Genomic DNA, 21126 nt, shown 5'->3' with positions numbered 1-21126 from the left:
CTTACAATGAATAAATTCAGACTCCAGATCATAGGTACCTTAAGCGCACTTATCGTCACTATTGTAATTATACTGGCAGCCTTAGATTACAACTCTTTCAGAGAAGAAAGTATTTCTCTGCATAAAGAACTGCTGCGGGAAAAAAATGCCACTGTTGAAGCCAAATTAACAGGAAAAATTAATAGCTACCGCCTACTGCTTTCATCAACTGCGATAACCGAACAAGATTTGCAGGGAGAACAACTTTCCGCATCTGCTGTCTTACAGATCCATTCCCTGCTTCAGGCACAACATAACATTACCGATGGTGTCGCTGTGGTCACAAAAGATGGCGGACTATTTAACGAAACCGGCAAACTGCCAGCCAATGCACGGACTCTGAATCGCGACTACTATAATGCCATATTTAATCAGGGCCGAGATTTCTATATCTCTCCGCCTTATCAATCTGCTACGACAGGAAATACCGTTCTTGCGGTTATCTATAAGCTAAACAGCTCTATGGCTATTTTATCCAATATTAAGGCCGAGGCTCTGCTGGATAGCGTGAATAAACGGGGAGATATGTTTCTTTATACCGGAAATGGAACCATTCTCAGTGCGCCTTACCCAGAGTTAATCGGTAAGAATATCTTCCAGTCCAGACCCCTATACAAAAAATTCAGCAAAAGCACCCCCGAACTCAGTTATACAGCACAAGTCGATGGTAAGGATGCAGACTTTACAGCATTCTGGGACCATATGGATGTCAATGGCTGGAATTTTGTTACTTTTATTGATAACAGCAATATTGAGCAAGGTGCTGACAGTCAGTTGATCTCAGCCGCCATTACCGGTCTGCTTAGCCTTATCATTGCAGGCTTCGTTCTAACCAGTACTATCAACCGTCTGGTGATCCGGCCTGTCGGTGGTATCCCGGAGGATATTGCCGGTCTGATGGAAAAAATGGCCGGTGGCGATCTGACACAAGATATGACTCCTACAGGAAAAGAAACCGGGATCTATCGTTCTCTGGTCAACCTGTCGGCTCAGTTAGCAACACTGATTAAAAACTCACACAATATCTCTGAAAACGTATCATCTGCCGCTCAGGAACTGAATGTGGTCATGAGCGAAACCCAGAACAATGCTCAGGATGAACTCCAGCAAATAGAACAGGTTTCTACGGCTATCAATGAACTGTCTTCAACCTCTCAGGAAGTCAGTGACAAGGCAGTAATGGCAGAGGATGAAGCCAGAAAAGCCCAGTCCAGCGTAGAAAGCGGCAAACAGACACTGGAAAAAAATATTGTTCTGACCGACCAGATAAATGAGTCGGTAACAACAACAGCGGGCATAGTGGATGAACTGAGTCGTTTTGTACTTGAAATCGGCTCGGTAACAGAAGTTATTAATAATATCTCTGAACAAACAAACCTGCTGGCCCTGAATGCCGCTATTGAAGCCGCTCGGGCAGGAGAACAGGGACGCGGTTTTGCTGTCGTTGCTGATGAAGTCAGAAATCTGGCATCAAAAACTCAGGAATCCACTGTCAGCATTCAGGAAATTATCGAAAAATTGCAGTCTCAGTCAGAAAAAGCCAATAAGAACATGGCAGAGAACGTTGGACTGATTCAGGAATCCGTAACTCTTGCAGATCACATTAAAGCTGCGTTCGAGGAGATTACTGCAGCAACGGAATCTATCTCAGATATCAATACTCTGGTTGCTACGGCATCACAGCAGCAATTTGCTGTCACCGAAGAAATATCGCAATCCACCACACACACGTTTGACCTGGTACATAAAAACGTAGCAGCCATTCATCAGACCCTGCAGGCATCGTCTGAACTGGCTCAACTGGCCGAAGCTCAGAGAAGCGAACTGGGGTACTTTAAGATTTAACGATCTCTGAACATAAGATCAGTAGCAAGGGCATAATATTATGCCCTTGTTCATTTATACTCAGACAGCCTTCAGCCACAATACATCATACGCCTCGAGAATAATTTCGTTACCGTAGTCAGCAATTTTGCCCTGCAGCATATCTTCCACACTCCGGGAGCCCAGTACATCACAGATGGAAAGCGGTACACGCTGTTCCTGCTCGCTAAAATTACAGATCGCCAGCATTTTGTCGCCATTTTCATGTTGCCGCACATAGGCAAAGAGATGAGGCTGATAGGTTTCCAGTATCTCAGTGCCAGCCTCTCCGAATACCGGGTTTTCCTGTCGTAGTTGAATCATGTGTTTAAGTTCACGATGAATTCTGGCTTGCGGAGCCTCGCCCTGAAGAGCCAGTTTCAGTGCTTCTTCCGTAATATAGGGGCGATTTACCCAACGGGAATCATCTCTCTTATGCTCATCATTCAGATAACTGTGATCATTAAGCATTCCCAACTCATCTCCCTGATAGATCAGCGGAATACCGCCAATAGACAGACTGATACTGTTCATCAGACGCACCCGCTTCAGCGCATATTCCAGTGCGGTGTGATCACCGGTTGACAATGCCTGTTCCAGTCCCGCCAGAGAAGCCAGAGAACCACAGACGCGACAATCGCCAGTTGTCGGATTTTCCTGAAAAGGCACCCCTTCCGCAAAAGAGCCGGCAAAACGTCCGGTATAGAACCGATTAAGGAATTTACGATGGTCAAAACCATTAATACCCAGTTGTCCTGCGATAGCATCATCAAACGTCCAACCAATGTCATCATGGCAACGGATATAGTTCACCCAACTACACTGAGGTGAAATTGAAAAACTCTTTTTCAGCGAAGCTGTCAGCAACTTAGTTTCACGGGTCGCCAGGCTTTCCCACATCAGAGCCATCATCAGCGGATTATACGAAAGCTGACACTCATTCTTATCTATATATTGAGCGACCTCATCCGGATGCACGATAGCTTCCGATTTAAACTGTACCGCAGGGGCAACAATTTGCAGACAAAGATTAAAACACTGGATTAGAGTATGCGCCTTGGGCAAGCTTTCACATTGCGTCCACTTCTCTTTCCAGATAAACGCCAGTGCATCCAGGCGTAACGCTTCACAACCAATATTCGCCAGAAACAACATTTCACCGGTAATAGCATTAAAAACCGCCGGGTTAGAAAAATTAAGATCCCACTGAAAGCTATTAAATGTTGTCCATACCCACTTCTGCATATCGTCCAGAAAAGTGAAGCTACCACGACGTACCGTAGGGAAAATTTCCCGACAGGTCTGATTGTATTCATCCACTTCTTTTTCATCATCGAAGAAATAATAAAAATCGGCGTATTTATCATCTCCCACCCGGGCTTTCTTCGCCCATTCATGTTCATTTGAAGTGTGATTAAACACAAAATCCAGTACCAGACTGATCCCCGCATCATTAAATGCATCCGCAACCGAGATCAGCTCTCTCTCCGTCCCCAATTTAGGATCAACACTTCGGTAATCAGAAACTGCATAGCCACCATCACTGTTACCCTCCGGTGATTTATACAACGGCATCAGATGCACATAATTCACACCAAGCTCCTGAAGATAAGGGATCTTTTCCTTCAGCTTATTCAAATCACCGGCAAACAGATCCACATACAAAGCCATCCCCAGCATTTTCTCACTCCGATACCAGGTCGGCTCCTTCAGGCGTAGCTCATCTCTGTTCTTTAATTTTCGATTTCGGGAGGCAAAAGAGTCCGCCATCTCTTTTACCAACTGCTGAATATGATAGAAAAAATCATAACGCTCCCCATAAAGCTGATGCAAGTTACGGATCAGTGCCGGAAAATGCAGCTCCAGCCGCTTATGGAATTCTTTTTCGTCTTTCTTGGTTAATTTTGGTAGCTCAACCGACTCTAAAATCAATGCTAGTGCTTTTCTGCCCATCAGCTCTGACTGCATACACCACTCCTGTCTCTTTTGTATCCGTAATTGTTACATCGATATAAAGCAATTTAGCGAACCCCATGCATCGCAATAAGCACAGAATTCATTAAATTGGTGAAGATAAAAACACAATAGAGAGACAGGATAGAACAGGCGAAAAACGCCTGTTTTGGGAACGTTCACAAAAAAGAAAGAAATGTTGAAAATTAGCGGCGGATAATTTTACGCGGGATCAGCTCAATACCGGTATGATACCGTTTGGCTGAAGCATTCAATGCCAACTCCAAAGCACTGTCTGCAATCAATTCAAACTGCTGTGGCAATGAATTAACCTTGGTTGGCAAGAAATCCAGCAAGCGGCTGTCACCAAACGTACCCAGTTTGATCTGGTTCATCAGTGCCGGGTGTTCTAAAAGGACATCCAGCACCCCTTCCAGCAAAACATAAGAGGTCGTAATAACGGCATCAGGTAAGACACCTTCTTTCATCCATTTTTCGAAAATTGCTTTGCCATCATCCCGTGAATAATGCTCACCATAACCAATAATGGATTTTTTCGATTGTGCCCGAAGCACAGCTTCAAAACCAAGCTGGCGTTCTTTAGAAACATTAAGATCGGGTAATGCTCCGATCAGTCCGACCGTTTCAACATTACCGGACAGTACTGAATGGGTCAGCTCATAAGCAGAGCTGAAATCTTCACTGATCACACAGGAAAAATGTTCATCATCCAGTGGACGGTCAAGCGCGATAACCGGAGTTCCTGATGTCTGAATATTCAGGTAATACTCACTGCCATCCGGCAGACAACTGGCCACAAACAGAGCATCAATACGACGGCTGACCAGCGCATCAGCCAGCTTTTCTTCTGTTTCCGGATCGTCATCGGAACAGCCTATCAGAATCTGATAACCTGCTTTACGGGAGTTTTGTTCCAACAATTTCGCCAGCTTGGCATAACTGCTGTTTTCCAGATCCGGAATGATAAGACCAAATGAACGACTGTTTCCGGCCCGTAATGAAGATGCGGTCAGGTTCGGACGGTAGTTATATTCTTCAACAACGGCCATCACCTTCTTCTGTGTTTTTTCACTGATCCGGTACTTTTGAGCCTTACCGTTTATTACATAGCTAGCGGTCGTTTTTGAAACACCCGCTAACTTTGCTACTTCGTCTAAAGTCATATCTTTCACCAAGATCCCGTTAGATTCTCATATCATTCTGTGCGTCAGATCATAAATCTATCGGCCAATTACTAATCTGTATTGAATTATACGCTGAAACGATTCAGTATAAAAGCTGAAAGGATTCAGCAAAACTTGAAATTTGAAGCGTATCACCTACTTTTATTATGTAGATCCTGATCAGCAACACATTGAAATAGCTTTGCTGAATTTTTTTAAAGCTTTGCTGAACCGATTCAGCCAAACCGTTCAGCGATTAAGAATCAACCAATCTCTACCAGGAAACCAGAGAGGCGAACATGCTAAAACTGACAACACAAGACATCAAACTCCACCAGGCCGCAGACGATAAGAAAAATGCAATTCGTGAACTGGCTATCGATCTGGCAGAAAAAGGTCTGGTTGAAGCGAGCTATGTGGAAGGCATGCTTAACCGTGAAGCACAAAACTCAACATTTTTAGGTAATGGTATCGCCATTCCGCACGGTACAACCGATACACGTCACCTTGTAAAAAATACCGGTGTTGCAGTCCACCACTTCCCGGCAGGTGTCAATTGGAGTGATGGAAATACCGTGTATGTGGCTATCGGTATTGCCGCTAAATCTGATGAACACTTAGGTATTCTTAAACAACTGACTAAGGTCCTTTCTTCCGATGGTGTAGAAGAGAAGTTGAAACAAGCCACAACCAAAGAAGAAATTATGGCTCTGCTGAACGGTGAAGTTCAGTTTAATGCCGATTTTGATCTTTCTCTTATTCAGCATGACTTCCCTGCCGGCGATATGGTTCAGCTAAGTGCGGTTGCCGGTGGCCTTCTGAAAAATAAACAAGCCGTGGCAGCAGACTTCGTAGCAGAACTGGTCACTAAAGAGCCAACCCATCTGGGACAAGGGCTGTGGCTGGTCAGCAGCAACACCGCTGTGAGCAGGACTGCAATGTCATTTGTTTCAACATCAACCGAATTTACATTTAAAAACCAGCCGGTAAAAGCACTGATCGCTTTCGCGGTTTGTAACAATGCCCACCACAATATGCTGGAAGCACTCAGCCAACTGGTATTCCAGAAAAAACAAACAGCAATTATCGAAGCTCGCAATGAAGAGTTACTGACATTCTTCAGTGGTGAAGATGAAACCGATGCAGTGGCAGGATCTGAAGGTAACACAGCTGTATTTAAGATCAAAAATGCACACGGACTGCATGCCCGTCCGGGAGCCATGCTGGTTGCTGAAGCGAAGAAATTCGAATCCAACATCAAGGTTTGTAACCTGAATGGTGACGGCAAGCCAGTCAATGCAAAAAGCCTAATGAAAGTCATCGCCATGGGCGTGAAAAAAGATCACGAATTGCAATTCACCGCCGACGGTGCTGATGCACAAGCAGCACTGACTGCTATCGGTGCGGCTATCGCAGCAGGTCTGGGCGAAGCGTAAGGAGAACAGGATGACTACCAAAAAAGTTGTCACCATCACCCTGAATCCGGCACTGGATCTGACCGGTAGCCTGAATTCACTGAATGTCGGTACAGTGAGCCTGGTCAAACAAGGATCCCTGCATGCTGCCGGTAAAGGAGTCAATGTAGCCCGGGTGCTGTCCGATCTGGGAGCAGAAGTTACCGTCACCGGATTTTTGGGTCGAGACAATCAGGAACTGTTCTGCCAGCTTTTTGAACAGATAGGTGCTAAAGATGAATTTGTCCGTGTAAACGGAGGAACCCGTATCAACGTTAAGCTGGTTGAAAAATCCGGAAAAGTCAGTGATATCAACTTCCCCGGAGTACCTGTCGACGAGGCCGCAATTGAGCAGTTCGAAGAGAACCTGTTCCGCCTTGCCGAAAACAACGATTATTTCGTAATGGCGGGAAGCCTGCCTAAAGGCATCTCACCAACACTTTGTGCTTCATGGATTCAACGCCTGCACGAAAAAGGTAAAAAGGTGCTGTTTGACAGCAGCCGTGATGCCTTAGTTGCGGGGCTGGATGCTAATCCTTGGCTGATCAAGCCAAACGATGAAGAACTTTCCGATTTTGTCGGAAAAGAACTGGACACGCCGGAAGCTTGTCAGGAAGCCGCTATGCAGCTTGCTGATAAGGGAATTGAAAACATTGTGGTGTCAATGGGCTCAGACGGTGTTATGTGGTTAAACCAAGGTAAGTGGCTACGGTCTCAGCCGCCAAAAATGCAGGTGGTTAGTACTGTAGGCGCAGGGGATACCTTAGTTGCCGGTCTCTGCTGGGGGCATATGCAGGAAATGGATAAACCTCAGTTATTAAGTTTCGCTACCGCTCTCTCTGCTTTAGCAGTTTCGCAGGTGGGTGTCGGCGTACCAAGCTTTGACGAGCTTGAAACCCTACAAAAAGAAATTCTATTTAAAGAACTTAACTAACATTCTTCGGAATTAACAGATAAGAAGGTCGAGTATTATGAATATTGCCATTATCACAGCTTGTCCGAGCGGTGTTGCAAACAGCATTATCGCAGCCGGATTACTTGAACAAGCCGCTAAGGCACTAAACTGGAACGCCGTGGTTGAATGCCATTCCAGCGTAGTAGAAGGAAAAACCCTTACTGCAGAGGATATCGCAAAAGCAGATACAGTTGTGATTGCCACCAATACCCCAATCGATACAGCACGTTTCGTAGGTAAGAAAGTGTATCAGGCGGCTATTTCCGAAGTCACTGCAGACCCTAAAGCATGGCTGGAAAAAGCCACCGCCAATGCGACTGAACTGACCGCAGCACAAGCAACCACACTTCAGACTGCACCTGCTGCATCCGAAGGTGGCGCAAAGAAAATTGTTGCAATTACGGCTTGTCCGACCGGTGTTGCTCACACATTTATGGCGGCAGAGGCACTGGAAGCAGAAGGTAAGCGCCGAGGTCATCAGATCAAGGTTGAAACCCGTGGTTCCGTTGGTGCCAAAAATCAGCTCACGGATCAGGAAATCGCCGATGCGGATCTGGTCATTATCGCCGCTGATATCGACGTTCCTCTGGATCGTTTTAACGGCAAAAAACTGTACAAAACAAACACAGGTCCAGCTCTGAAGAAAACCGCTGAAGAAATGGATAAAGCATTCGCACAAGCAACTGTTTATTCACATTCTGGCAAGTCTTCAAGCGAATCTGCATCTGAAGAGAAAAAAGGCGTGTATAAGCACCTGATGACCGGTGTATCACACATGCTGCCTGTTGTGGTTGCTGGTGGTCTGATTATTGCCCTTTCTTTTGTATTCGGTATCGAAGCATTTAAAGAAGAAGGAACACTGGCAGCGGCTCTGATGAAAATTGGTGGCGGTTCTGCTTTTGCTCTGATGATTCCAGTTCTGGCTGGTTACATCGCCTTCTCCATCGCTGACCGTCCGGGGCTTGCACCTGGTCTTGTCGGTGGTATGCTGGCATCGTCTATCGGCGCAGGCTTCCTGGGTGGTATCGCAGCGGGTTTCATCGCCGGTTATTCTGCAAAATTTGTTGCTGAAAAAGTTCAGCTTCCACAAACTATGGAAGCACTGAAACCAATCCTGATCATCCCTCTGGTTGCGACTCTGTTTACCGGTCTGGTTATGATCTACGTCGTTGGTGACCCTGTTGCAGCAATCATGAAAGCAATGACTGACTTCCTGACTAACATGGGTAGTGCAAACGCTGTTCTTCTGGGTATTATCCTTGGCGCAATGATGTGTTTCGACCTGGGTGGTCCGGTAAATAAAGCCGCTTATACTTTCGGTGTCGGTCTGCTGGCTTCTGAGCAATATCTGCCAATGGCTGCCATCATGGCTGCAGGTATGGTTCCTGCTCTGGGTATGGGTCTGGCGACTTTCCTTGCCCGCAGCAAGTTCAATGAAGATGAACGTGAAGGTGGTATTGCCTCTTTCGTACTGGGTCTGTGCTTTATCTCTGAAGGTGCGATTCCATTCGCGGCAAAAGACCCAATGCGTGTAATCCCTGCCTGTATGGCTGGTGGTGCGGTAACAGGTGCTCTGTCTATGCTATTCGGCGCTAAACTAATGGCTCCACACGGTGGTCTGTTTGTACTGCTAATTCCAGGAGCTATCAGCCCGGTACTGATGTACATCGTTGCTATCGCAGCAGGTACTGCGGTAACTGGTTTCGGTTACGCGTTCCTGAAAAATCATCATGTAGCGAAAGATTAATATCATATTTTAATGATTTTGCCTCCGCCCCCGTAGGCATTTATTGGGACACTTATCTAAGTGTCCCTTTTTTATATCCTGAGGTGAATGATATTAATGAGCGGCTCCGGCACCACCAGCGTGGCTTTCCGGTTTGCGGTAAACGGTCAGGAAAATGAAGGGGACAAGCACAATAAAACACCACTGTAACAGTTCAAACAGATCCAGCGTTGATAGCATAAATGCCTGATGTGTCACTATATTATTAGCCTGAGTCAACTCGGCAACTCCACCATTTACCCACAGCTGAGCGGCTGGATTATATGGCGATACATGTTCAGTTAACACTGAATGGTGCACACTGGCATTGTGTGTCCAGAACCAGGTTGTCAGTGATGAAGCAAAACTGGCTCCTAACGTCCGAATAAACGTTGACAACGATGCTGCATCCGCAACCTCTGGCCCATGCAGATCAGACAGCAATATGGTGGTCATCGGCATAAAAAATAACGAAATACCAATCCCCATAAACAGCTGGACTAGCGCAATAGTAGTAAAGTCCACATCTGTATTAAACTGAGCGCGCAAATAACAGCTAACCCCCATCACTACAAACGAAAAAGCAGCCAGAATACGCATATCAAGCTTAGGTCCGAAACGTCCGAGCACAGGGGTCAGAAACAGTGGCAGAACACCCATCGGAGCAGCCGCTAATCCCGACCAGAAAGCCGTGTAACCCATCTGACTCTGCAGCCATTGCGGCAGGATCAGGTTGATGCTGAAAAAACTGGCAAAACCAAGAGTCAGAACAATCGTACCAATGCAGAAATTCCGGTTTGCGAACAACTTCAGATTAATAATCGGCTGATCATCAGTAAGTTCCCAGATAACCATAGCCACCAGCATGAGCACAGCAAACACCGTACCGGCAATAATCCACGAACTGTTAAACCAGTCCAGCTCATTGCCTTTATCCAGCACAATCTGCAATACACCGACCCCAAGAACCATAGTACTCAGGCCAACCCAGTCAAGTTTACCCCTGGCTGGCTGATGTGGCTTATCTTTCAGTTCAGAAAGCACAACTGCAATGGTAAAAATACCGATTGGGATATTGATAAAGAAGATCCATGGCCAGCTGTAGTCATAAGTCAGCCAGCCGCCAAGGATAGGCCCCACAATCGGTCCGACAACAGCAACCATTCCGAGTAGTGCCAGCGCCATGCTACGTTTTTCTTTCGGGAAGATGGACAGCAGCAGCACCTGACTCATAGGAAACAAAGGCGCAGCTGCGAGCCCCTGTAGAGTCCGGAACAACACCAGTTGTCCCATTGACTGCGCTGCACCACAAAGAAATGAGGTAATAAGAAAGAAAACCAGCGCCGCCACATACAGCCGGACTTCACCAACACGTCGACTTAACCAGGCAGTGACAGGAAGACCTATCGCATTACTGACCGTGAATGAGGTAATCACCCAGGTTCCCTGATTCAGACTTACCCCCATGTTACCGGCAATCGTCGGCAAAGATACGTTGGCTATCGTACTGTCCAGCACCTGCATAAATACCCCCAGAGATATCGCAAAGGTACACAGTGCCAGGTTTTTAGGTTGAAAATTCTCGGACTGACTCATCTGAAATTATACTCCAGTCGGAATTACTGACTCACACTAATCACGTCATTCTGCTTAATGATCTGTGCCACAATATTCTGTACACCGGCAAGATTCTGCTGATAAACATCCGTCTCAAAACGAGGGGCTTCTGGCGATGACATCGCAAGCAAATCACCATCTTTAGAACGGATATCGACTTCAGCAATCATAGACAGACCGATACGTAGCGGATGTTGATCCAGTTCATCGCGGTCCAGAGTGATGCGCACAGGCAAACGCTGAACCACTTTGATCCAGTTACCCGTTGCGTTTTGTGCTGGCAATACAGAGAAAGCACTCCCCGTACCAATACCCAGACTTTCAACACGGCCATGATACTGAACATCTTCACCATATAGATCCGCAGTCAGAACAACCGGCTGTCCGATACGCATATCTTTCAACTGCGTTTCTTTAAAGTTGGCCTCTACCCAGACATCAGACAGAGGTACAACAGCCATCAAAGCGGTTCCCGGAACCACCCGCTGCCCGACCTGAACATTACGGCGTGCAACATAACCGGAAACCGGTGCGATCAGGTGTGTTCTATGCTGCTCAAGATAAGCTTGTCGCAAGCGGGCTACAGCCGCAGTCACAATCGGATGACTTTCCACTGTGGTATTACCAACCATGGCTTTCTGTCCATTCAGTTGTTGTCTGGCAACGTCCAGTGCTTTTTGTGCCGAGCTGACGGTATCTTTCGCATGGCTCAGTTCTTCGCGGGATAAACCTCCCGCTTCAACCATATTTTTCCGGCGTTCATAATCCCTCTGGGCTTTTTTCAGTGCGATCAAGCGCTCGTCAACAACTGCCTGAGCCTGAGCCACACCGTTAAACTGAGAGCGAACCTGCCGAACAGCCTGACCAAGATTGGCTTCCGCAGCTTCAAAATTTATCTCAGCATCCGCGCTGTCAAAATACACCAGCTCTTGCCCTTTCTCGACATAGTCCCCGTCATCAACCAGAATACTGGTCACTGTACCCTGAATTTCCGGCGTAATCTGTACCAGGTTACCACTGACGTAGGCATCCTCTGTACTTTCACTGCCCTCAAGAAAATTAACGTAGTAGTATCCTGCCGCGCCCGCAGCGAGGATGATCAATAGGAAAAAGACGGTAAAACCTTTTTTACGCTTGCTTTTATTTGAATTCATATGCGTCTCTGGTGTAGTTTGCATTATATGACCTTACTCGTTCGTATCTGCAGAGATTATTGTTCTTCGGAAGCGTTCTGAAAGCCGCCACCAAGAGATTGAATTAACAGAACCTGTGTTTCCTGCTGCTGATTTTTCAACTGCGTATACATAGACTCCGATGCGAGCAACTGCTGCTCTGCCATCAGTGTTTCCAGTTGACTACCCATGCCAGCCTGATATCGCTGTTCTGTAATGTGATAACTTTTCTCCGCCAGCTCCATGCTGCGTTTTGCATCGGTCAATTGAAGTTCAACAGACTGCAACGTAAGAATATTATCTGCGACGTCATTCAAAGCTTGTATCAGGGTTTTGTTATACTGAGTCACCGCTATATCGTAATCTGCAGTGGTACTGCGTAGATCCGCCTTTAATCCAGAGCGAAACAGAGGTAAAGACACGGCAGGAGTCACATTCCATGACCGGCTCACATCTTCGAACATTGCATCACCGAGCACTGCTTTAAATCCAGCCATGGCCGACAGATTAAAATTGGGATAAAAACGGGTCTTTGCTACGGTAATCTGCTTATCTGCGGCTTCCACCCGCCATTTAGCCGCAGTAATATCCGGGCGACGACCGATCAATTCTGCCGGCAAATTTGCCGGTATAGTGATATCACTATTTACCTTAATGACTGGTCGTTGAATAGACTGTGCTGCATCAGGACCTGCTCCGAGCAATGCTGCCAGTGCATTGGTTGTTTTTGCAACGGTTAAGGCGCGGGTTTTCAATACCTGCTGTGCTGCTGCTGCTGCACTCTGTGCTGTATATAACCGGTCTTCTGAAGTCAACCCATTATCCAGAAGTCTCTGCGTGATCAATTCAATATGCTGATTACGCTCAAGATCCTTACGTGCCAAATCTTCCAGCGCATAAGCGCTGGCAAGCTGAACATAGGTTTTCACTACTGCACCGGACAGACTGATCACCGCAGCCTGATGTTCCACTTCAGCTGCATGCAGGCTATCGACACTGGCCTCCCATGCCGCTTTCTTTCCTCCCCACAGGTCGAAACTATAACTGGCATTCAGCCCTAATGAACGGCTAGTACTGTATTGATTACCTTCAAAAGAGTAGTCTTCAAGCCGGGAAAATCGTGAGCGGCGCACACTGGCATCAGCCGACACATTCGGATCAAACTGAGCATCGGCCTGATCAACGAAAGCAGACGCTTGCTTAAGACGAGCATCCGCCAGAGACATGTCCGGATTATCACTAACCGCCTGTTCAATCAGACGATTGAGCTGTGGATCCTGATACTGCTCCCACCAACGGGTAACCGGCCATTCGACAGCACTAAGACGGTTTTGTAATGATTCACTTTGTTCAATCGCACTGGTGTTAAACTGAGCTGTCGGCTGGATATTATCCGGAGCACTGCACCCGTAAATAAATGGCAGCGCAACCAAAGCCATAGGTAGTTTTTTTAACAAACTAAAATCCCTCACTGATATAGTTCTTTAGCCAATACAATGAAATGCAATGACTTTTTTAAGTATATTTCTCAGTATTTCTGTTTCGTCATCAGACAATGGCTGGCATAGCTCTTCGATAGCCATATAAGCCAACCGGACAGCCCGTAAAGTAACATCAAGTCCGCTTTCCGTAAGCTCTACCCGTATTTCACGTCGGTCATGTTCCGACTGAGTACGGGTGATCAGCCCTTTCTTTTCCATGCGATCCAACATACGAGTTACCGCACTGCCATCCACATTCAGTTTTTTACCGATATCGCACTGACGACTCAGCTTACAGCGATAGATCGAAAAGAGTACCTTCGCCTGTGTGCCTGTGATGCCTTCTTCCTGCAGATGTTGATCGAGCAGACGATCTTTTATCCGGTTACAGCTCCCTATCAGTAGACCGATGTTGTCCTCTACAGAACTATTCAGTAACGGACTATTTTTCATAATAAACTTGCTGCCCTTTAGTTAAGTTGACATGTCATTAATTGACTATGCAAGTAATTATCTTGATGTAAATCACAAATGTCAATGTATGAAATTAATCAGTTTCACAATTTCTGATGAATAACGGCGTTCAGCCTGCCGGTAATAAGCGGAGAAAAGATGGAAAAGAAACAGATAAAGCATAACAAGAGAGAGTCACCTCTCTCTTGTAGCAGAATAATAAATTAATGTCGGTGTTTTCTTACCAAAGCCGCAATAAGCAGGCATAAAGAAGAGAATAGCGGGATACTGCCGCCCCCACCTGAGGAAGAGGAAGAAGAGCTGGAACTATATTGGGCACAGCTCACACTCGAACCCGAAATCGTACACTTGTATGTCACCACATCAAGACTGGAGGGCGAATTATTTATCACACCTTCTATCCAATCAGTATAGTCAGATATTTCTGTTGTTACTGTGACAACATCCGAACTCGCCAGCCCACAGGTTGAAGGGCCGAAGCTAACAATCCCTACCTGTTTATAATCTCCGTTATCATTCCAGTATACCGGCCCTCCCGAGTCTCCCTGACACGTTGCATCCTTATAAGTAGTACCATCTTGTTCACCATCAAAACAGAGATGATTTGATGTAATAGCACTACCTAAAGCCGTCTGACAATCACTGGTACTGACATAGATTAAGTTCGTTTTAAGCAAAGTTTCTTCATCGTCAACACCAGTACTTGTATTACCATGCCCAACAGCGGTAAATATTTCAGAAGAGCTTTGGTAATCCGTCTGAGTAGCAACAGGAGATGTACTAGCACTGGTGTTTATTCCCGATACCAGTTCTATTATCGCAATATCGTTCGGCCATAGCTGACTGTCACTATTTACATAATCACCACGATAATAATAACTGGCTACCGTATATTTTTCGGCATTTGATAATGTAGAGCTGCTCTCATCATCAACCTGAACGATAGACGTATAATCCATATAACCGGCTCTAACACAGTGAGCCGCCGTAAGAACATGGGTATCATCTATGATCGTCCCACCACAGTAAATACCACTACTAGTGCCATCGTTATAATAAAGACTGACAAATGTATCGAACTCTGTTGTTGTAGTTACTTCACCATTAACAATATAAGTGGAAACATCTGTAGAAAAAGCCTGAAAGCTTGTAATAAGAAAGGGAAAACTCAGACAACAGGATAAAACAAGTTTCATGCAGTAAGCTCTTATAAATAAATGCAAGCTTTTAATAATACCGGTTTCAGGGATTAAAGAAACCGGTATCTTCCACCAAAATTTATTTTGCAAATAGAACCGACTTGTCCATAACCAAATGACAATTACCCCCGGTAATAACGCTGGGGAACAAACGGCATTTTAGTCACTTTCATCGGTAGTTTTTTGCCCCGGACTTCGGCAAAAACCTGTGTATCCACAGCAGAAAATTCTGTTTTAATATATGCCATCGAAACAGGTTTTCCGGCTGTCGGCCCTGCCGTACCGCTGGTCACTACCCCGATGTCATTATCGGCACTGTCAAACAGTTTACACCCTTCACGAACCGGAGCTTTAGTTTCGCCCACCAGACCGATGCGTTTTCTGGCTGCACCTTTATGTTCAATCTGTTCCAGAATAATACCGGCGCCGGGAAAACCACCTTCTCTGATACCACCACTGCGCCGGGCCGGGCTGATCCCCCACAGCAGGCTGGCTTCAACCGGTGTGGTGGTTGTGTCCAGATCATGTCCGTACAGACACAAGCCACATTCCAGACGCAGTGAATCCCGCGCGCCTAAACCAATCCACTCAACCTCTTCATAACGGGTCAGCTTCTCGGCCAGCTCAGCAGCCGATGCTGCCGGAACTGAAATCTCAAATCCGTCTTCTCCGGTATAGCCACTACGGCTGACAAAACATTCAACACCATCTATAACCAGTTTTCTGGCATCCATAAAAACCATCTGCGCAACTTCCGGCTGAATACGAGCCAAAACCTCTGCGGCTTTAGGTCCCTGTAAAGCCAGCAGAGCTCGGTCATCCAGCAACGTCAGCTCAACATCTTCCGGCAGATGAGTCCGTAAATGGGCAATATCCTGCGCTTTACAGGCTGCATTCACCACCACATACAGGTATTCACCAAAATTGGTTACCATCAGATCATCTAGTATGCCACCTTGTTCATTGGTGAAGAATGCATAACGCTGCTTACCCTCCGGAAGATCCATAATATCCACCGGTACCAGTGCTTCCATTGTCTTTGCTGCATTATCACCACTCAGAAGCAGTTGCCCCATGTGGGACACATCAAAAAGTCCGGCTGACTCACGCGTGTGGATATGCTCTTTTTTTACGCCTAAAGGGTACTGCACCGGCATATCAAACCCGGCGAAAGGCACCATTTTTGCTCCGGCCTGCACATGTAGATCATAAAGAGGGGTTTTCTGTAATGGCTGAGTCATCGCTTTCTCCGTAAAGCTACTTTAACAGAGTTTCCAATAGGAAACTTAATTTACCTTATGCACAGAAATAACAGATTACAGACGAATAATCACGCTTTTTTTGCTGCATTCATCGCCAACATACCAGGTAAGTACCCGAATTATTGAGCGGTAACCCAAAGGATAAGAGCGTCCTGTTCACTGACCGATGTCAGCATATGTCCCATGCTGGCATCATAATAAGCACTATCGCCTTCTCCCAGACGAATAGGCTCGTAAAATTCAGTGTAAAACATAGCTTCGCCTTCCAACACCAGAAGGAACTCTTCGCCATCATGTTTTATCCAGCCATGATAATCGGAAAAATTTCTGGCACGAATACGGGTTTTAAATGGCATCATCTTCTTATTAGAAAGATGTGTCGCCAAAAGCTCATGCTCATAGGTCGGAGTCGGATGAGGCTTTCCCTGCCCGTTCAGCGTGACATCCCTTCGGCCTGTCGCTGAATTTTTCTTTGGCGGTTCAAAGAGTTGCGGCATATCTATCTGTAACCCAGCGGCCAGTTTCTGCATGGCCTGAAAGGTCGGAGATATCTGTTCATTTTCAATTTTCGATAGCGTGGAGCGTGCCAGTCCAGTGCGCTGGCTTGCCTCTTCCAGTGTCAGAGAAAGTCCCATCCGGATAGCTTTAATCCGCTGCCCGAGTTTCAGCGGCTCTATACGTTCGTCCTGGTTTTCTTTATCCAGTAACAGTGACGGGTACTGATCAGTTATTTTGTCTGTCATCATCTACGGCTCATTTCTTCTGATATGGCAAGTGTTACACAGCAGAAGACAATTGCAAACCTCTATCGCCTATACGGGATTACCTCTTAAAAAAATAAAAATAGTTTCCAATGAGAAACTTTTCTATTGATTAGCAATTCAACAATCGGTATGTTGCATAAAAAGACCAAGCAACACTTTCTGCATCAGCTATCCTCTCAGGGAATGGTGAACGCAGATCCTGAATGCTGACTGAACGGTCAGGTAACGAGAACAACCTATTAGCAATAATTCCATCTTCGGAGAATATGTACATGGATATGACACTAAAATTCACAGACAGCCATGAGTGGGTAAAAGACAACGGCGACGGAACAGCCACTATCGGTATTTCGGATCACGCACAGAAAATGCTGGGCGATGTTGTTTTCGTCGATCTTCCTGAAGTTGAGGCAGTAATCGAGGCCGGTGAAGAATTCTCTCTGGTTGAATCGGTAAAGGCTGCATCAGATATATATGCACCTGTTTCCGGTGTAATTATTGAAATAAATGAAGAACTGGAAGACAGCCCAGAGCTAATAAATGAAGAACCCTATGAAGGCGGCTGGATCGTCAAAGTAACTCTGAGCGATCCTTCAGAACTGGATAATCTGAAAAATGCCGAAGATTACCTAAATACCATTGAAGAAGACGAATAACGGATGATTCGGAGTTAGTATGACAGATCGAAACCACCATTCGCTCATAACACATCTGAGTCCGGCCAGTGATTTTACCTCACGTCATAACGGATCAGATGAAACAGCTCAGCAAATCATGCTGAACACGGTAAAAGCAGAGACACTGGATGACCTGACAAACCAGACAATTCCTTCTGCTATCCGTTCTTCTCATCCATTGGGCCTGGATACGCCAATGAGTGAAGCTGATATGCTGAATGCAATGCAGCACTACGCAAAACAAAACCAGTTATTCAGAACCTTTATTGGTCAGGGATACTACAATACTCACACACCAAATGTGATCCTGCGTAACGTACTGGAAAATCCGGGCTGGTATACGGCTTATACTCCATACCAGCCGGAAATATCTCAGGGCAGACTAGAAGCACTGCTTAACTTTCAGCAAATGGTTATCGATCTTACCGGAATGGATATTGCCAATGCTTCACTGCTGGACGAAGCAACTGCGGCTGCAGAGGCGATGACCCTGTGTAAACGAGCAGGAAAAAACAAAAGTAATACCTTCTTTGTTGCCGATGACGTCCATCCCCAGACACTGGCCGTGATTAAAACCCGGGCAGAATTTATCGGCCTCGATGTCGTAACGGGAGCAGCAGACAGCCTGCCACAGCAACCTGTTTTCGGTGCCTTACTTCAGTATCCGGGAACAACCGGTGAAGTACGCGATCTCACTGACCTTATCAGGCTGGCACATGACAATAGTATGTTGGTTACTGTTGCGACCGATCTTCTTGCTTCTGTATTACTGAAACCAGCAGGTGAAATGGGGGCAGATGTCGTCATTGGCAGTTCTCAGCGTTTTGGTGTCCCCGTTGGCTTTGGTGGCCCACATGCCGCATTTATGGCAACCAGAGATAAATTCAAGCGTACAATGCCGGGACGGATTATCGGTGTATCCATTGACAGTAAAGGTAATCCGGCACTGCGTATGGCTATGCAAACCCGGGAACAGCATATCCGCCGGGAAAAAGCCACATCCAACATTTGCACTGCACAGGCTCTGCTGGCCAATATGGCGGCTTTCTATGCGGTTTACCACGGCCCGGAAGGATTGCGTAAGATTGCCCGCCGTACCCATCATATGACAGCAATACTGGCACAAGGTCTGAAAAATGCCGGTTATAAACTGCAGCATCAATATTTCTTCGACACTATCACGCTGGTTACCGGGGACAATACTGAAGCTATCTATACCAAAGCGTTGACAGCACATATCAACCTGAGAAAACTGGACAGTAAACTGGGCATCAGTCTGGACGAAACAACAACGCTGGTCGATGTTCAGTCTTTATTACAGATTTTTGCGGCTGAAGCAGATATCTCTGCTCTGTCAGAGAGCATCTCTGCCAATGAATTCAGTGCGATACCATCTAACTGTCAGCGCAAAAGTGATTATATGACCCACCCTGTGTTTAACACTTATCATAGTGAAACACAGATGATGCGTTATCTTAAGCAACTGGAAAATAAAGATTTCTCTCTGACTCACGGCATGATCCCTCTGGGTAGTTGCACCATGAAACTGAATGCCGCAGCCGAGATGATGCCGATAAGCTGGCCGGAATTCTCCGCTATTCATCCATTTGTGCCGAAAGACCAAACTATTGGCTACACGGATTTAGCCAAAGACCTGAAAGCCAAACTCTGTGCTATTACCGGCTATGACGCTTTTTCACTGCAACCAAACTCCGGAGCATCCGGAGAGTACGCTGGTTTGATTGCGATTCAACGTTACCATCAGAGCAACGGCGAAGGACACCGCAACGTTTGCCTGATACCAGCTTCTGCGCACGGAACTAACCCAGCCTCCGCTTCTATGGTGTCGATGCAGGTCGTTGTGGTGCAGTGTGATACATCAGGCAATGTTGATCTTGCTGATCTTGAAGCAAAGATCAAAAAACACAAAGAGGCACTTTCCTGCATTATGATCACCTATCCGTCAACGCACGGTGTATATGAAGAGCAGGTGAAAACCATTTGTGAGATGGTTCATGCCGCTGGCGGACAGGTTTATCTTGACGGAGCCAATATGAATGCTCAGGTCGGACTGACTTCTCCGGGTATCATCGGCTCAGATGTATCGCATCTGAACCTGCACAAAACATTCAGTATCCCACATGGCGGAGGCGGCCCTGGCATGGGACCTATCGGAGTAAAATCCCATCTGGCTCCATTCCTGCCGGGACACGTTGAAGGTGGAGTGGAAGGCCACGATTATGCTGTCTCAGCAGCCGATTTTGGCAGTGCATCCATTCTTCCTATCTCATGGGCGTATATTGCCATGCTAGGAGATTCCGGGCTGAAAAAAGCAACACAACTGGCGATTCTGAATGCCAACTACATTATGGAACGTCTGCTACCGCACTATCCTGTTCTGTATCGAGGTAATAACGGCCGGGTAGCCCATGAATGCATTATTGATATTCGTCCGATCAAAGAAGCATCCGGAATCAGTGAAGAAGATATTGCCAAACGCCTGATGGACTATGGCTTCCACGCACCGACCATGTCGTTCCCTGTTGCCGGCACTTTAATGATCGAACCTACGGAATCGGAAGATTTGGCCGAATTAGATCGCTTCTGTGACGCAATGATTGCAATCAGAGCAGAAATAGAACAGGTCAATCAGGGACTGTGGCCTACAGATAACAACCCTCTGGTCAATGCTCCTCATACCCAGTTCGATCTGGCCTCTGACGAATGGAATCATCCATACCCTCGTGAACTGGCCTGTTTCCCCTCCCCACACACGAAGGCATTTAAATACTGGCCTACAGTGAACCGAGTGGATAATGTCTATGGCGATCGGCATCTTTTCTGTACCTGCCCAATAATTGAACATTATCAGGCGGGGAATTAAAAGTTCATCCAAGCGTTTAAAATTTGAGCAAGGCAATAAAAAATAGACAAACTGCGGTTTGTCTATTTTTCTTTCGAAGCAATCAAGCCACACTATTGATGAACTTGAATAAACCTACTCTTAGAACCATGACGGCAGACTCCCTCCATTTCCAAATATAGTCAAAGAAACCAAGTAAATCTCTCAAAAAAACGATCAAACCATAAAATAAACGTATTGATTTTCTTATCACTCCTAATATAATGCGAACAATTCTCATTTACATACCGAGAATCATTACCATCTCTAGCCTGTTTTAACTTAATCACCACCAATAGTTTGAACAATCTTCTGAATGGTGGTGGTTTTCTATTCAGAATAATTTCAGATTATAGGGCTATAGG

At 46.1% G+C, this 21126-nt stretch carries 15 protein-coding genes; 6 read left to right on the top strand and 9 right to left on the bottom strand.

Features of this window, described 5'->3' with window-relative positions; genetic code table 11:
• Window positions 1–6: 6 nt before the first annotated feature.
• A complete protein-coding gene (locus tag CSW98_RS04980) occupies window positions 7–1884 on the top strand; it encodes a methyl-accepting chemotaxis protein (protein WP_100799357.1) in 1878 nt (625 codons plus the stop codon).
• A gap of 60 nt (window positions 1885–1944) precedes the next feature.
• Here the strand turns inward: CSW98_RS04980 and CSW98_RS04975 are convergent, their stop codons facing one another.
• A complete protein-coding gene (locus CSW98_RS04975) occupies window positions 1945–3870 on the bottom strand; it encodes an amylosucrase (protein ID WP_100799356.1) in 1926 nt (641 codons plus the stop codon).
• A gap of 191 nt (window positions 3871–4061) precedes the next feature.
• Window positions 4062–5039, bottom strand: coding sequence for a catabolite repressor/activator (cra, locus tag CSW98_RS04970; protein ID WP_100799610.1), 978 nt, complete (start codon window positions 5037–5039; stop codon window positions 4062–4064).
• A 299-nt stretch (window positions 5040–5338) separates the two neighbouring features.
• On the opposite strand from cra, the gene fruB reads away from it, so the two are divergent.
• The 3 genes from fruB to fruA are packed head-to-tail and all read left to right on the top strand — an operon-like array spanning window position 5339 to window position 9195.
• Window positions 5339–6475, top strand: coding sequence for a fused PTS fructose transporter subunit IIA/HPr protein (gene fruB, locus CSW98_RS04965; RefSeq protein WP_100799355.1), 1137 nt, complete (start codon window positions 5339–5341; stop codon window positions 6473–6475).
• A gap of 10 nt (window positions 6476–6485) precedes the next feature.
• Window positions 6486–7427: a 1-phosphofructokinase gene (gene pfkB, locus CSW98_RS04960; protein ID WP_100799354.1), complete on the top strand. Its 942-nt coding sequence runs from the start codon at window positions 6486–6488 to the stop codon at window positions 7425–7427.
• A 37-nt stretch (window positions 7428–7464) separates the two neighbouring features.
• Window positions 7465–9195, top strand: a complete 1731-nt coding sequence (gene fruA, locus CSW98_RS04955) for a PTS fructose transporter subunit IIBC (protein WP_100799353.1) — start codon at window positions 7465–7467, stop codon at window positions 9193–9195.
• Window positions 9196–9288: 93 nt separating this feature from the next.
• Here the strand turns inward: fruA and CSW98_RS04950 are convergent, their stop codons facing one another.
• The 7 genes from CSW98_RS04950 to CSW98_RS04920 all read right to left on the bottom strand — a co-directional run bounded on the left by CSW98_RS04950 (window position 9289) and on the right by CSW98_RS04920 (window position 17161).
• A complete protein-coding gene (locus CSW98_RS04950; protein ID WP_100799352.1) occupies window positions 9289–10809 on the bottom strand; it encodes a DHA2 family efflux MFS transporter permease subunit in 1521 nt (506 codons plus the stop codon).
• A gap of 23 nt (window positions 10810–10832) precedes the next feature.
• The gene (locus CSW98_RS04945) at window positions 10833–11984 is read right to left on the bottom strand and encodes an HlyD family secretion protein (protein ID WP_232733474.1); all 1152 of its coding nucleotides are present in this window, start codon (window positions 11982–11984) and stop codon (window positions 10833–10835) included.
• 56 nt (window positions 11985–12040) lie between these two features.
• A complete protein-coding gene (locus tag CSW98_RS04940) occupies window positions 12041–13459 on the bottom strand; it encodes an efflux transporter outer membrane subunit (protein ID WP_157810334.1) in 1419 nt (472 codons plus the stop codon).
• Window positions 13460–13486: 27 nt separating this feature from the next.
• A complete protein-coding gene (locus tag CSW98_RS04935; protein ID WP_100799349.1) occupies window positions 13487–13936 on the bottom strand; it encodes a MarR family winged helix-turn-helix transcriptional regulator in 450 nt (149 codons plus the stop codon).
• A gap of 224 nt (window positions 13937–14160) precedes the next feature.
• A complete protein-coding gene (locus CSW98_RS04930) occupies window positions 14161–15153 on the bottom strand; it encodes a S1 family peptidase (protein WP_100799348.1) in 993 nt (330 codons plus the stop codon).
• Window positions 15154–15278: 125 nt separating this feature from the next.
• Window positions 15279–16397 (bottom strand): glycine cleavage system aminomethyltransferase GcvT, encoded by a 1119-nt coding sequence (gene gcvT, locus CSW98_RS04925; protein ID WP_100799347.1) that lies wholly within the window; start codon window positions 16395–16397, stop codon window positions 15279–15281.
• 140 nt (window positions 16398–16537) lie between these two features.
• Window positions 16538–17161: a helix-turn-helix domain-containing protein gene (locus CSW98_RS04920; RefSeq protein ID WP_100799609.1), complete on the bottom strand. Its 624-nt coding sequence runs from the start codon at window positions 17159–17161 to the stop codon at window positions 16538–16540.
• Window positions 17162–17454: 293 nt separating this feature from the next.
• Between CSW98_RS04920 and gcvH the strand changes: the two genes are divergently transcribed.
• Window positions 17455–17838, top strand: coding sequence for a glycine cleavage system protein GcvH (gene gcvH, locus CSW98_RS04915; RefSeq protein WP_100799346.1), 384 nt, complete (start codon window positions 17455–17457; stop codon window positions 17836–17838).
• Between the two features lie 19 nt (window positions 17839–17857).
• Window positions 17858–20743 carry an aminomethyl-transferring glycine dehydrogenase gene (gene gcvP, locus CSW98_RS04910; protein WP_100799345.1) on the top strand — a complete coding sequence of 962 codons (2886 nt, stop codon included), beginning with the start codon at window positions 17858–17860 and terminating at the stop codon, window positions 20741–20743.
• The last annotated feature ends 383 nt before the right edge of the window (window positions 20744–21126 follow it).

Source organism: Vibrio sp. HA2012, from assembly GCF_002812955.1.
In the GTDB taxonomy this organism is placed as follows: domain Bacteria; phylum Pseudomonadota; class Gammaproteobacteria; order Enterobacterales; family Vibrionaceae; genus Vibrio.
This window is presented reverse-complemented; position numbering and strand designations above follow the sequence as displayed.

What these genes read in the sequence shown, in the direction of transcription:
- gcvP (WP_100799345.1), top strand. Translation starts at nt 17,858, where the DNA reads ATGACAGATCGAAACCACCATTCGCTCATAACACATCTGAGTCCGGCC.
- CSW98_RS04935 (WP_100799349.1), bottom strand. Translation starts at nt 13,936, where the DNA reads ATGAAAAATAGTCCGTTACTGAATAGTTCTGTAGAGGACAACATCGGT.
- CSW98_RS04920 (WP_100799609.1), bottom strand. Translation starts at nt 17,161, where the DNA reads ATGACAGACAAAATAACTGATCAGTACCCGTCACTGTTACTGGATAAA.
- CSW98_RS04980 (WP_100799357.1), top strand. Translation starts at nt 7, where the DNA reads ATGAATAAATTCAGACTCCAGATCATAGGTACCTTAAGCGCACTTATC.
- CSW98_RS04930 (WP_100799348.1), bottom strand. Translation starts at nt 15,153, where the DNA reads ATGAAACTTGTTTTATCCTGTTGTCTGAGTTTTCCCTTTCTTATTACA.
- CSW98_RS04950 (WP_100799352.1), bottom strand. Translation starts at nt 10,809, where the DNA reads ATGAGTCAGTCCGAGAATTTTCAACCTAAAAACCTGGCACTGTGTACC.
- pfkB (WP_100799354.1), top strand. Translation starts at nt 6,486, where the DNA reads ATGACTACCAAAAAAGTTGTCACCATCACCCTGAATCCGGCACTGGAT.
- cra (WP_100799610.1), bottom strand. Translation starts at nt 5,039, where the DNA reads ATGACTTTAGACGAAGTAGCAAAGTTAGCGGGTGTTTCAAAAACGACC.
- fruA (WP_100799353.1), top strand. Translation starts at nt 7,465, where the DNA reads ATGAATATTGCCATTATCACAGCTTGTCCGAGCGGTGTTGCAAACAGC.
- fruB (WP_100799355.1), top strand. Translation starts at nt 5,339, where the DNA reads ATGCTAAAACTGACAACACAAGACATCAAACTCCACCAGGCCGCAGAC.
- gcvH (WP_100799346.1), top strand. Translation starts at nt 17,455, where the DNA reads ATGGATATGACACTAAAATTCACAGACAGCCATGAGTGGGTAAAAGAC.
- CSW98_RS04975 (WP_100799356.1), bottom strand. Translation starts at nt 3,870, where the DNA reads ATGCAGTCAGAGCTGATGGGCAGAAAAGCACTAGCATTGATTTTAGAG.
- CSW98_RS04945 (WP_232733474.1), bottom strand. Translation starts at nt 11,984, where the DNA reads ATGAATTCAAATAAAAGCAAGCGTAAAAAAGGTTTTACCGTCTTTTTC.
- gcvT (WP_100799347.1), bottom strand. Translation starts at nt 16,397, where the DNA reads ATGACTCAGCCATTACAGAAAACCCCTCTTTATGATCTACATGTGCAG.